The following is a 13260-nucleotide window of genomic DNA, read 5'->3' as shown; positions in this document are numbered from 1 at the left end:
GAATTTCTTCTTTTACTTCCTCGATACTGCCCGCGACCGCCCCGTTCCCAGACACAGGAACAAGACTACCGGAGAATTAAACCTCCTGTACCAGTTCGTGACTGTCTTCATTTTTCGTATATTTGCACCTTGAACAGAATGACCAACCGGCAGCGGAATCCGTCAGACCGGCAGCCGGCCACCTTCGACTAATCCCTTATGAACATGACAAGCACGGAAATGGAAAATATCAGAAAAAGTATCAAACGGCACTATCCCGTCAGTGATGCATCCATCGCCCAGCTCTGTGCGCATTTCAAGGTCCATCATTTTCCGGCCAGACACCTGATCATCCGAGGAGGTATCATCGACCGGAATGTCTATTTCATCGAAAAAGGACTGACCCGTTCGTATTGCCTGGTCAACGGCAACGAACATACCACCTGGTTTTCCAAGGAAGGCGACATTACATTCGGACTGCTGTGCCTGTACCATAACCGGGCAGGATTTGAATACGTCGAGACCGTAGAGCCCACCCTTGCCTACTCCATTCCCATCCACTGCCTCAACCACTTGTATCAGACAAACATCGAGATAGCCAACTGGGGAAGAGTGGTGCATCAGGAGTGCCTGCTCTCGCTGCAGTGCATCCGCATCGACAATCTCACCATGACTGCCAAAGAAAGGTATCAGGCGCTGCTGCAGACTTTTCCGGATATCTGCCAGAGGGTCAACCTGGGATACATCGCTTCCTTTCTGGGCATATCCCTCTCTACCTTAAGCCGGATCAGGGCCGAGAAATAGCCTGCCTTTTTTGCCATAAGTCAAAAAATAAGAATTATTTTACGTCTACTTTTGCAGCAAAAAAGTATGAAAACACCGTCAACTGAAACAAACAGGCAACGCATCGTATGGCTCGATGCGGTGAAGGTCATTGCCATTTTCATGATGATTGCGGTCCATTGTACCGACAACGTAACCCCGGCCGAGCGTTCGGCACCGTGGTACAACCTGTGGGGAAGTTTCTACGGCTCCTTCATGCGTCCGGCCATTCCGCTGTTCGTGATGGTCACCGGAGCCCTGCTCCTGCCGGTCAGGACAACCACTCCCGCATTCTACAAGAAGCGCCTTCTGAGGGTCATGGTTCCGTTTCTCATCTGGTCGGTAGCCTACAATCTTTTCCCCTGACTTACCGGCGTACTGGGATTTCCGCCGGCCGTAATCAATGATTTCTTTGCCTGGGCCGAGCCCGACCAGTCTTTGGGAAGCGCCTTGCACCATATCCTGCTGATTCCCTTCAACTTCTCTCCGTTCGCCATACAGATGTGGTATGTGTACCTCCTCATCGGACTCTATCTGTACCTGCCAGTTTTCTCGGCATGGGTGAAGCAGGCTTCCGACAAGGAGCAGCAGTTCTTCCTCGGACTGTGGTTCATCTCTCTCTTCATTCCTTACCTGAGAGAATACCTTACCAGGGACCTATGGGGAACCTGTTCCTGGAATGAATTCGGACTCCTGTATTATTTTGCAGGATTCAACGGTTATCTGCTGTTAGGATACTACCTGTTCAATCACCCTCAGCTTTTCAGCTGGAAGACACTCGCCATAGGAGGAATACCTTTATTTATTGCCGGCTACTGCATCACCTTCTTCGGGTTCAAGTCGGTTACGGCTGTCCCCGGACAACCGGTGGAACTGGTGGAACTGTTTTTCACCTACTGTACGCCTAACGTACTGATAATGTCCCTTCCCATCTTCCTGGCAGTACAGAAACTGCCCCTCACACCGGCGGCAGTCGCAAAGCCCATCACGAGCCTGTCGACCTGCACTTTCGGTATCTGGATGTCGCACTACCTGTTCCTGGGGCCCTGCTACATGCTGATGGAACACCTTCCTGTCCACACCATGCTGAAGTTGATCGTGTGTACCCTCCTGCTGCTGACCGTCACCTGGGGCTTCGTCCACCTGGTCAGAAAATCAGGACAGTGGGGCAAATGGATAATGGGCTGATCCGAATACCGGTTCCGCCCTCACAGACCCGGACAGCGAAAGCCCGGGCCGCTCTTGTCATTTTGACATTTTGCATATTGGGGGATGCAGGAATCATTTCTTTGCATCCCCTTCTCCGATCGTTCTCCATTTTTCAATTCTCAACAAGGATACAGGAATATTTGTCATTGTATTTCAATAACATACGCTCATTTTCCGTATTCAGGAGCCAACGCATTCCAGCAATAAAAGCGGCGTAACGGCCCGTTTCTTTCACGAAATATCCGGCCATTTCCGTCTTTTGGGCATTCCATCACGAGAGAATCTTTCACACACCTAATAAGTTGACAACTTTCCTCGCCGGCTTTTTCCGAAAGCCCGCGGTCTTTTCACCGGAAGATGCTTTTAAATGGCCTCATCCATCCTTATGTTTTTTCCAAAACCGCTATTTAAATTGCATTTTTATGCAGAATCATTTTCCATTCCACCACTTTCAAAGAAAAGGCCCGTAAGCAGAACGCCTAATTATCATATCAAAAAGAAAGGAAAATAACCGATGAAACTTCATAAAGTCAAACGTAGAGAAACCACGAAAAGTGTTCCAAAACTCCAGTTCAAGATGGCAATATTAAATTTCGACCATGATATGCAACATAAATCTTCAACAAAACCCAATAAAATAAGCCAGTATATATTCCTCGAGAACGCACAAAAATGAAAAACAGGACAAAAATATGAAAAAAGAACCTTGTGTATCCGCCGGGAAAGGTGTTACTTTGCAAGTTGGATAAAAATTATTAAACCTAACTCTTATTTAAAGAAAATCAATTAGATGAAACAAAAACATTTTGTCATCTGGAGCTTTTTGACAATGCTGTTTGCCCTTTCCTCCTGTACACAGGAGTCGTATACAGGTGAAGGAGACAGCGGCAGCTTTCAGCTCTCACTTGCCACACGCTATGAAGTAATAGCGGGTGATCCGAATCTCCAGCAAGATGCTGCAGAACAGACAGAGACAGACGTCAACCTGTTTTCCGTAGCCATTTCCAAGGGAGAAGAAACATTGTACAGTTGGAATACTTACCGTGAAATGCAGGAGGCGGGCGCACCGGAACTTCGCCCTTCCACTTATACCGTCAAGGCATGGCACGGAGACATTAACCAGGAAGGCTTCGATGCTCCCTGCTATGCAGGAAGTTCGGAACTGGTTATCCGCAAGGGAGAAACCACTCCGGTTGCGGTGACCTGCTACCTCTCGAATGCCAAACTGCAGGTTGCATATACCGAAAACTTCAAGAAGTATTTTGAGACCTACTCGGCACAGGTGGCATCCTCGCTGGGAAATACGGTGGAATACGTGCAGGACGAGACCCGCTTCGCCTATTTCAAGCCGGGAACGCTGACCGTAAAGGCGAAGGTCAGAAAGGCCGGACAGGCCAGTGAGTCGGTCTATGAAGTCAAGACCATTCAGGCCGAAGCCCAGCACGCATACGTGCTGACCCTGGATGTGGATGCCGGTTCGGCAACCATGACGGTGACCTTCTCGGAAGACCGTCTCCATCCGGATGAAGAGAAAGTCTTCGACGTTTCGGATGCGGCACTGAACGCACCGGTTCCGTATTTCAAGACCACCGGTTTCACCGACGGAGAAACCCTGAGCATGCCCGAAGGAAACGTCGGTCAGGAGGTTTCGGCTTACCTGAACGCCGTTGCCCATATCGCATCGTGCCGGCTGAGTACGACATCGGCTTACCTGACCGGAAGAGGATGGCCGGCCGACATCGACCTGACACAACCGGGAGCTGCGGAAGAAACCCTGAAAGAGTTCCGTCTGGAAACCCGGGGACTGACAGGCAACAAAGACCAGATGGCATGGATCAACTTTACGCGCCTGCTGGCTGCCATTCCTGCATCGGCCGGAGAGACGCATGAGTTTACGCTCAGTGCCACCGACCTGTATGGAAAGACTTCCGAGAAACCGCTGAAACTGCAGGTAACGATGACCAGCGACGGAGAACTCCAGTTGTCTGCCTCGGAAGAAAAGGCAGGCTTCCTGTCGCATGTCTGCAAGGTAAAAGCCACTTTCCAGTCGAGCTACCCGGGCTTCAAGGGCGATCCGGAGAACATCCGGGTATATCTGGATGAGAACAAGCAGACCGAGCTGAAATGCATCCACAGCGAAGCTCTCAACGACAAGGAATTCGTCCTGACACTGGAAGCCCCCGAAAGTGTGAAGTTCCTGGAACCGTTCACTCTGTCGGGAGAATACCTGGGTCAGACACCGCAGAGCGCCCCGATACCGGTGGAATACGGAGTACTGGTCATGCACGAAGGAGAAGTCTGGGCCAGAAAGACCTTCGTACACCTGTTCAACGCCAGCACCGATGAAGTCAACCTGCAATACCTGCCGTCGGGAGGTACCTGGACCGATTTTACCGAGGTGACACAAAAAGCGGAATACCAGCCTCAGGTGGGCACACTGCTGCAGGCAAAGGGTCTGAAGGAAAATCAGGATTACCGCATCCGGGCTGTCTGGAGAAACGCAGCCGGAAAACCGAGCAACGAATGTGAGATACATACGGAAAATGCCATGCAGATCCCGAACTCCGACTTTGAGCAGTGGTATGATGAAGAGGTATGGTATAAAACCATCTTTTTATCAGGAGGAGAACATATCTATTCGTTCTATCCGTATGCTTCGTCTGGAGAAAAATGGTGGAGTACGCTGAACGACATGACTACCCTGGAACGCTCTGGAGTAGCTTCGTGGTATTACTGTGCCTACCCGGGTACGATGCCGACCAACGCTTCGAACCTGCACACGGCTGCCTGGCACTGGAACAAGTACGGAAAGACCTCACTGACAGAAGGCAGTCACGGCGGAAACACAGCCATGGAAATTGCGACGGTGGGCTACGGAAGCAACAACTGGTCGGCAGTTTCACAAAACACCGAGTACCGCAGTGCAGGACAGCTGTTCATCGGAAGCTTCGACCGGAGCAGCCAGAAGCAGACCTTAGGACATGCCTTCGAATGCCGTCCGGAACAGGTGGACTTTTATTACAAGTTCTATTCATACAACAAGGAAACGACACAGGCCTATGCCATTGTATACGATGCTTCCCAGCAGGAAATCGGTAAAGGAGTGCTGAAAATCACCGAACCGGTCAACGAATATCAGAAAGGAAGCATCCGGATTGAATATTCCAACGAAACCGTACGGGCAGCTTCCATTGTCATCATGTTCCAGTCTACCGATGCCGCACAACCGGCCACACAGACATTACAGGGTTCGAAAGGGGCCTGGAACGCCGGATACGGTGACTCCCGTCACATCGGAAGCATACTTACCGTGGATGATGTAGAGCTTATTTATGAATAACCGTGAAAATAGAAAATGCAAGATATGAAAAAGTTACATTTATTATCGATTATCCTGCTGGCGGGACTTTGGATGCTGGCAGCGTGTCACAATGAAAAGATAGATTACTCCATCAACCAGTCGGGACAGGTAGACCTGGCTTCGATTGTACTTGACCCTCAGACCGAACCGGTGGTATCGGTATCGCGGGTTACTGCCGAGAAGGGAAGTTTCATCGTGGGTATCTATACGGAACAGGACGAACGGGTACAGGAATGGACATACAGCGAAATGCCGGACGTATTTACGCTGAAGGTCGGAAAATACCGCATCAAGGCACATGCCCCGCAGACAGAGGGAGCGGCTTTCGATACACCGTACTGCGCGGGAGAGTCGGGACTGTTTGAAATCACCAAGGACAACCTGACCAAGGTGGGTGAAGTCAAGTGTACGTTGCAGAATATCAAGGTGACCCTGAAATACAGCGATGCCCTGAAGGCACAGCTGGGAGAAAGTTTCCGGGCAACGGTTTCTGTAGGCCAGGAACGTCTGGAATATACCCGCGATGAGACCCGTTCCGGATTCTTCCACGGACAGGCCGGTGAGAACACCGTTGACGTGGTACTCAGCGGAGAGATTGAAGGGGCCGAAATCGAACCCATCCATAAGTCGTATTCGGGACTGGCACTGGGAACAGAACTGGTGCTGACCCTCAACTGGCAGGGAGTTAACGGCGACCCGGGTACGGGAGGCAGCGTCAGCACTCCGGACAACGGCATTGCGATAAGCGGCGAATGTGTCACCGTGAATGAAAGTGCGGACATCCTGCCCGACGAAGATGAAATCCTGGATTTCGGCGATCCGAAGATTGAAGGAGAAGGCTTCGACATCAGTCAGCCGGTAACCGACCTGAACCAGCCGGTAGTGGTGCTGCTGAGCGCACCCGAAGGCATTGCCCACGTATGGGTACAGATTACTTCCGACAACGAAAGTTTTGCGGGAGTGGTAGCGGAAATGTTCGGAACCGAACCGTTCGACCTGGCTTATCCGGGCGGCCTGAAGGAGACCCTGAAAGGATTGCAGCTTCCGGTAGAAGAAGAAGTAATCAACCAGCAGCTGGTACGCTTCGACGTATCGCAGTTCATTCCGCTGCTGAAGGGAGAATTTGCGGGAATGCACCGCTTCAACCTGACCGTAGAGGATACTACCGGAAAGCAGGTGAAAGCTACTTTGTCGGTAGACAGTCGCAACGCACAGTAATGTAAAGTATGGAAATGAAAAGAATCTATCAGATAATAGGATTATGCATCGGCATGGGACTCTTCAGTTCCTGCCGGCAGGAGGAGCGCTCGCTGTACGAAGGCGAAGGACTGCTGCTTCTGGGCATGGAGGTGTCGGAGCAGGTGGATGTGGTGTCGCGTGCTGCATCGGCTGCGGAAGACAACCAGGACGAACTGAAGGCAAAATGTAAGGTGCGCATTTATGAGGGCGACAAGCTGGTGCGCAAATATGCCGGATGGAACAATGTGCCGGCCGAAGGAATCACGCTGGCATCTCGTCCTTACCGGGTACGGATTACTTCGGGTGACTCGGTGGCGGCCTCTTTCGACCGCAAGTTTTACGAAGGCAACCAGGAGTTTGAAATCCGGAAAGGTGCGACAACGAAGGTAGATGTGATCTGCTACATTGCCAACGCACTGGTACAGGTCAACTTCGACAAGAGTCTCACGGACTACCTGACGGAAGGAAAGGTGGAAGTGAGCGTAGAGGATGCGGAAGGTACACTGGCTTTCCCGTATCCGGAAGCGGAGGGCGGACAGCCTACGGGATACTATACCTTCCCTGCAGGCAAGGAATACCTGACCTGTAAGTTTACGGCTACTACCAAAAGCGGGGAAAAGATTGAACAGACCGACCGTATCGAGGGAGCCAAGACTTCTACCTTGTATAAACTGACTTATCGCCATACGGACGGTGAGACACCGGAACGTCCGGAGGAAGGTGGAGGTTTCTTCGACCTGGTGATCGATGAGACCCCGCTGCATACACAGGACGAAGAGGTGGTTATCTACCAGCGTCCGGTCATCAGCATGCAGCACAACGGAGAGACCGTTTCTACGGATGCTCCCTGGCTGATCGAGGTGAACGAGCAGAACGTACGGCCGCAGGTTACCGTCAAGGCCTCTTCTCCCCTGCAGCAGGTGAATGTGGGAGGTACACTGTTCGGTTTTCTGGGAGGAAGTACGGTCGACCTGATGCAGGAAGACGTACGTCAGCAGTTTGCTGCCCAGGGCATCGCCGTCAGCCTGCCACAGGAAAGACAAATGACCATCGACTTCCAGGAGTACCTGTACAGTGCGGGACTGCTGGCAGCAGAGGGCAACTATGAGATGGCGTTCGACGTGCGCGACCAGCAGGGAAAGCAGCGTGCCTCGACCTGGGCACTGAGCATATCGAACTCCAACGTTCAGACTTTGCCGATTCCTTATCCGTACCTTATCTGGGCCGACAGGGCTACACTGTACGGGGAAATCATCGAAGGACGCCAGGCAGAGGGTCCTTTCTATTTCCGTTACCGCAAGAAAGGAAGCGATGAGAACTGGAGCGAGAATGTCGAAGGCAGTCAGCAGCCGGACAGCCGCCTGATTCTCTCACCCGAAATCAAGGGACTGACACCGGGAACGACCTACGAATATCAGTTGCTGGAGGGTGAGAAACCGTCGAGCATCGTTTGTGAATTTACGACAGAAGCCGCTGTCCAGTTGCCGAACTACAGTTTCGAAAACTGGTCGGGAGGGGTACCCAAGCTGATTCACGGCAGTGGAGAAAGCATGTTCTGGGATTCCGGTAACCACGGTACACAGAAAGTGAGTGCGAATGTGACCGAGCCCGATTCGTCAGTCAAGCACAGCGGCAACTACTCGGCACGGTTGAAGTCAATGTACGCCAGCATGCTCGGAATCGGACAGTTTGCTGCAGGCAACATGTTCATCGGACAATACCTGGATACCCAGATGAGCGGACTTACCGGAAACGGAGTCCTCGGCTTGGGACGTCCGTTCACCGCCCGCCCGCTGGCACTGCGCGGATACATCCGGTACATCAGCGGTACGGTGGACAAGGGAGGTGACCGCATCGCCAACGGAAAACAGGACGAAGGTATCATCTACATGGCACTGACCGACGGTGAAGGAGAGTCTTACAACGGCACCAACTGGTCGTTCATCATCCGTACCAAGGACCAGCATTTCTTCAGCAAGGACGAAGCCAACGTCATTGCCTACGGAGAAAAGGTTTGGACAGCCAATACTGAGGGAGAAGGCATGGTAGCGTTTGAAATCCGCTTCAACTACGAAGAAAAAGCAGACGGAAAGACGCGTATCCCGAACCGACTGCTGCTGGTGGCAGCCGCCAGCCGTTACGGCGATTATTTCCAGGGAAGTACTCAGAGCGTCATGTGGCTCGACGACCTGGAACTGGTTTACGAAGAAAGGGAGTTATCATCTAATTAATCGAAGGAGTAGTGAAAAAAATTATCACCCTGTTCTGTTTCTTATGCGTGTTCCTGACAATGGGCGCACAGAACAAAAAACTGAAAATAGCAGACAACGTGTTTGTTCCGAAAGGCCAGTGGATTGTGGGAAGCTCGGTATCCTATTCGGAGCATACGGAGAATAATTACCAGTTTCTGGTAATCGACAAGTTCAATGCCGACGGATATACCTTCAAGGTCAGTCCGCTGCTGGTCTACGGGGTTAAGGACAACCTGGGTATGGGTGGACGTTTCTCGTACGGACGTACCCTGACACGGTTCAACGGACTGAACCTGGGACTGGGAGATGACCTGACGGTGTCACTCGACGATACCTATGAGCTGAGTCATTCGTACAGCGTCATGGCGGTCATGCGCAACTATATCAACCTGGGAAGCAGCAAGCGTTTTGCATTGTTTGCAGAGACTCAGCTGCAGTTCGGTGGCAGCCAGTCGAAACTGGTGACCCGCTCGGGCGATGAACTGACCGGAACCTATTCGAAGTCCGTCGACCTGGGTATCGGTGTTTCTCCGGGTATCGTTGCTTTCGTCAACAACTATACGGCGGTGGAAGTCAGTGTGGGAGTATTGGGTATCGAATACGGAAAGGTGCACCAGACCAGAGACCAGATTTATTCCAGTGACCGCACTACAAACGTAGCTAACTTTCGTATTAACCTGTTTTCCATTGGCTTGGGAATCGCTTTTTATTTGTAGCCTATGAAATTATTCATCAAGATACTGGGGGTCATCGCACTGCTGGCAAGCGTACAGGCGGGACATGCCCAGGAGCGTGATACCATTGTGGTACACGATACCATTTACATTGAGAAGCCTAAGAAGAAGGCGGACATTGTGGAATCGACCGATCTGGTCCGGCTGAAGCCTTTCGGACGGTACGACCGCGGAATCGTCAACTATAAGTTCCTGCCTAAGGGAAAATGGGTGGGCGGTCTGACTTTCTCGTATATTACTTTCGACAGCAAGGAGAGCAGTATCCTGTATTCGCTGCTGGGAAACATCAATGCCAACTTTGCGGTGAAGGCCATCAATCCTTACATCGGATATTCCCTGAAGGATAACATGGTAATCGGTGCGAAGTTCGGTTACAACCACCTGCTGGGAGACCTGGGAAACATCGACCTTGACCTGGGAAGCGACATGAGCTTCAGCATCGGGGACATGAGGTATACCGAGGACCTGTATTCGTTCGGTGTGTTCCACCGTTCGTACGTGGGACTGGATGCCGGGGGTATCTTCGGTCTGTTCAATGAGACGTCGCTGACGTACAAGCACGGAACGTCTTCTTATTCGACCGACAGGGAAAGCAATGCGCCGAAGCACACTGAAACGACCATCAACGAGCTGCACCTGGGTATCAACCCCGGTATCGCTGTCTATATTACACCGAATGTGTGCGCCGAGATGTCGTTCGGAGTGGCGGGATTCAAGTACCGGAACGAGAAGCAGCAGAATGAACTGGGTGAAGAGGGCTCGCGCTCGACCAGCGGGGCCAACTTCAAGATCAACATTCTGAATATAAACATTGGTATCACTTTATGTCTGTAGGCCATGATGAGAAATGTATTTTGCAAGATAAGTTTACTGGCCGTGCTCCTGGGTGTGAGCAGCGGCTGCATCAAGAACGATATTCCTTATGCTACCGTACCGCTTTCGGTTACGTCACTGAAGGTCAGCGGTCAGACCGGTGAGTCGGTGATTTCGGAAAAGGACCGCACGGTGACCGTTACACTGGAAGAGACTGCCAATCCGAAGAAGGTGAAGGTGGAAGCCCTGACTTACACGGAGAACGCCTCGTCGACCCTGCAGGTCAATCAGGTCATCGACCTGACGCAGGACTATGCGTTTACGCTGTCGCTTTATCAGGATTTTGTATGGAAAATCATCCGCAACCAACCGATCGAACGTCGGGCTACGGTGACCAACCAGGTGGGAAATGCGGTGTTCAATGAGAACGAGCGTGCGGCCATCATGTATATTACCAAGAGTGCGAGCCTGAAGGAGGTGAAACTGCTCGACCTGAAACTGGGACCTGTAGGAGCCGCCATGAACGGAGTGACGGAAGGAGTTCCTCCGGTAGAGTGGAAACAGTACAGCAACTATGCGGCTGCCACGGTACGGGTGACATACAGTGATTTCCTGGATGAGGAATGGACGCTGAAGGTGTACCACAGTGAGAGCGACGTGATGACTGTCGGGGCTGATGGCTGGGTGAATGTGGCCTGGCTGTACGGTTCGGGAATGGCCGGCAAGGAATGCGGTTTCGAATACAAGGAGGCCTCAGCCGGAGAATGGACGGTGGTGGACGAGAAATACATCACTTTCGACGGAGGTAATTTCCATGCACGTGTGCCTCACCTGAAACCGGGCACGACTTACGAGTGCCGGGCTTATTCGGGCGACCAGAAGGCTGAGAGCGTATCGTTCTCCACTACCACGGAAGGATATATTCCGAACATGAGTTTTGAGGATTGGCACAAGGACGGCAAGGTGCTTTGTCCATGGGCTCAGGATGGCAGCATGTTCTGGGATTCGGGCAACCACGGAAGCAATACGCTGGGAGAAAACAACATTACCCAGAATACGGATGAGGTCCGTCCGGGAGCTCAGGCCGGCAGTCAGGCAGCCAAACTGGCATCGACAAGTATTGTGGGAGTATTTGCTTCGGGCAACCTCTTCGTGGGTGAGTATAAGTCGACAAAGGGCATGAACGGTATCCTCGGATTCGGAAGGGAATTCAAGTCGTACCCTACCCGACTGAAAGGATGGTTCAAGTACCAGACACAGAACATCAGTCACACGGACCCGGGATTTGAATACCTGAAGAACCGCCCGGATACCTGTATCGTGTGGGTGGCCCTGGGCGACTGGGAGCTGACGACTTCTGCTTCGGGCGAAAGAACGGCGGTGGAAATCGTGACTTCAAAAGGTAAACCGGAGAAAGGTACGTATTTCGACAAGAAAGATCCGCACATCATTGCGTATGGAGAAATGACCTGCGGAAAGACAACGGAGGGATATCAGGAGTTTACGGTGGAACTGGATTACCGGGCTACCGACAGAAAACCGACCTCACTGCTGATTGTCTGCTCGGCCAGCAAGTATGGAGATTATTTCACCGGTGCGGCAGGAGCGACGATGTGGGTAGATGACTTCAGTCTGGAATATGACTACAACGACTGAGAGGGTGCTGCGGCTGTGAATGACAGGCTCAGCCGCCACGCCTCTCAGGGAAAATAAATAAGTGAAAGAGCCAGGGCAGGCTTCCACCGGCAGGTGTGAAAGCGTTGCCCTGACTCTTTTTATGGCAAACAAGCAGCACCGGTTATGCCTTCTTCTTGCGGGAAACCGTTGCTTTCGGCAGCCGCATCTCCCGGATCCGCTGCTTGGTAGCTGCATCCACCCGATAGGATTCCAAGATTTTCTGCAGCGTTTTACGATAGGTGAAATCGTCCAGATGATGCTCTCCCTGCAGGTAGGCCATCGTCTGTTCCGGGAATTTCACAAAGCAGACCGACAGTGCCCAGGCAACGGCCATGCGCACATAGTAGCCTTCGTGACGGATAGAGTCGTACTCATGAAGCAGCAAAGGCAGGTGTGCCTCGTCGATGAAGTAGCGGAGGGTCATCACCACCCCGAAACGGAGGGTATATTCGTCTTCGGTATGCATCCAGTGAAGCAGGTATTGCCAGAGACGCTCACGATGGGCGGAAAGGAACTTCTCTCCTCCCCCGAAGGTAAAGGTGTCGCAGACCGACCAGCTGTTGATGATCCGGACAAAACGGGTCACCCGGTTCAGGTAGACCTCGATATCGGCATCGGGACGGATAGCCCCCAATACCATTCCCTGCAGCATCCGTTCTTCCATATAAAAAGCATCGGCACTGAAGAGGTAGTTTTCCCAGTCGCCCTTGGCGATGCGGGAAGCCAGCCGGCGCAACTGCGGCAGACGGATTCCAAGCACGTGTTCCACTCCGGGATGCAGTGATTCCGTAAAAGCTTTGTTTCCCTGGGCTTCCATAGCCAGCAAATGCTCCTTGACGGTGAGTCCGTCAATACGGTATTCATCCATAACTTTCTTTTTTTGATTGACAGCGGCAAAGATAGCAATAATCAGAAACGGATTTTCTTCAATCAGCGGAAAAACGTACGAAAAGGAGACGGAAGAAAATTTCTTTATTTCTGTTAATAAGGGGCGGTTTGAAAAAACGGTGAAGGAAAGGTCTAAAATATATGTTACCTTTGCAAGTAAATGTGCGACAAGAAGTCGTACAAGTAATTGTTCAGCATGATGTCTGAACCTGTTGTTCCGTCAACAGTAGCCTAAAGAGGCGTGCTTTACGAGTAATTGTTTGGTGCGAAGCCCTCTTGACAATAT

General features: G+C 51.7%; 8 protein-coding genes and 1 pseudogene. 8 read left to right on the top strand and 1 reads right to left on the bottom strand.

All coding sequences use genetic code 11. The features are described from left to right. The first annotated feature begins 219 nt into the window (after positions 1-219). The 8 genes and pseudogenes from H3001_RS10135 to H3001_RS10100 all read left to right on the top strand — a co-directional run bounded on the left by H3001_RS10135 (position 220) and on the right by H3001_RS10100 (position 12065). Positions 220-783, top strand: a complete 564-nt coding sequence (locus H3001_RS10135) for a Crp/Fnr family transcriptional regulator (protein ID WP_178244395.1) — start codon at positions 220-222, stop codon at positions 781-783. Positions 784-849: 66 nt separating this feature from the next. Beyond that, a pseudogene (locus H3001_RS10130) lies at positions 850-1989 on the top strand (acyltransferase). Between the two features lie 811 nt (positions 1990-2800). Further along, positions 2801-5350: a DUF4493 domain-containing protein gene (locus tag H3001_RS10125; RefSeq protein ID WP_181214829.1), complete on the top strand. Its 2550-nt coding sequence runs from the start codon at positions 2801-2803 to the stop codon at positions 5348-5350. A 24-nt stretch (positions 5351-5374) separates the two neighbouring features. Beyond that, a complete protein-coding gene (locus tag H3001_RS10120; protein ID WP_178244397.1) occupies positions 5375-6589 on the top strand; it encodes a DUF4493 domain-containing protein in 1215 nt (404 codons plus the stop codon). 14 nt (positions 6590-6603) lie between these two features. After that, positions 6604-8841 carry a DUF4493 domain-containing protein gene (locus H3001_RS10115; protein WP_181214828.1) on the top strand — a complete coding sequence of 746 codons (2238 nt, stop codon included), beginning with the start codon at positions 6604-6606 and terminating at the stop codon, positions 8839-8841. A gap of 59 nt (positions 8842-8900) precedes the next feature. Continuing rightward, on the top strand, positions 8901-9578 hold the full coding sequence (locus tag H3001_RS10110; RefSeq protein ID WP_181214849.1) for a hypothetical protein: 678 nt from the start codon (positions 8901-8903) through the stop codon (positions 9576-9578). Between the two features lie 3 nt (positions 9579-9581). Then, positions 9582-10430: a hypothetical protein gene (locus H3001_RS10105; RefSeq protein WP_181214827.1), complete on the top strand. Its 849-nt coding sequence runs from the start codon at positions 9582-9584 to the stop codon at positions 10428-10430. Positions 10431-10433: 3 nt separating this feature from the next. Then, positions 10434-12065, top strand: coding sequence for a PCMD domain-containing protein (locus H3001_RS10100; RefSeq protein WP_181214826.1), 1632 nt, complete (start codon positions 10434-10436; stop codon positions 12063-12065). Between the two features lie 142 nt (positions 12066-12207). On the opposite strand, the gene H3001_RS10095 is transcribed toward H3001_RS10100, so the two are convergent. Further along, the gene (locus H3001_RS10095; RefSeq protein ID WP_178244401.1) at positions 12208-12954 is read right to left on the bottom strand and encodes a DNA alkylation repair protein; all 747 of its coding nucleotides are present in this window, start codon (positions 12952-12954) and stop codon (positions 12208-12210) included. Positions 12955-13260: the final 306 nt, after the last annotated feature.

The sequence above is a fragment of the Phocaeicola faecicola genome, from assembly GCF_013618865.1.
Lineage (GTDB): Bacteria > Bacteroidota > Bacteroidia > Bacteroidales > Bacteroidaceae > Phocaeicola > Phocaeicola faecicola.
Note: the sequence above shows the minus strand (reverse complement) of the source record. Positions and strands in the feature narration are given on the sequence as shown.

Excerpts from the sequence above, each read along its gene's own strand:
- H3001_RS10115 (WP_181214828.1), top strand. The coding sequence starts at position 6,604 with ATGAAAAGAATCTATCAGATAATAGGATTATGCATCGGCATGGGACTC.
- H3001_RS10125 (WP_181214829.1), top strand. The coding sequence starts at position 2,801 with ATGAAACAAAAACATTTTGTCATCTGGAGCTTTTTGACAATGCTGTTT.
- H3001_RS10120 (WP_178244397.1), top strand. The coding sequence starts at position 5,375 with ATGAAAAAGTTACATTTATTATCGATTATCCTGCTGGCGGGACTTTGG.
- H3001_RS10105 (WP_181214827.1), top strand. The coding sequence starts at position 9,582 with ATGAAATTATTCATCAAGATACTGGGGGTCATCGCACTGCTGGCAAGC.
- H3001_RS10135 (WP_178244395.1), top strand. The coding sequence starts at position 220 with ATGGAAAATATCAGAAAAAGTATCAAACGGCACTATCCCGTCAGTGAT.
- H3001_RS10100 (WP_181214826.1), top strand. The coding sequence starts at position 10,434 with ATGATGAGAAATGTATTTTGCAAGATAAGTTTACTGGCCGTGCTCCTG.
- H3001_RS10095 (WP_178244401.1), bottom strand. The coding sequence starts at position 12,954 with ATGGATGAATACCGTATTGACGGACTCACCGTCAAGGAGCATTTGCTG.
- H3001_RS10110 (WP_181214849.1), top strand. The coding sequence starts at position 8,901 with ATGGGCGCACAGAACAAAAAACTGAAAATAGCAGACAACGTGTTTGTT.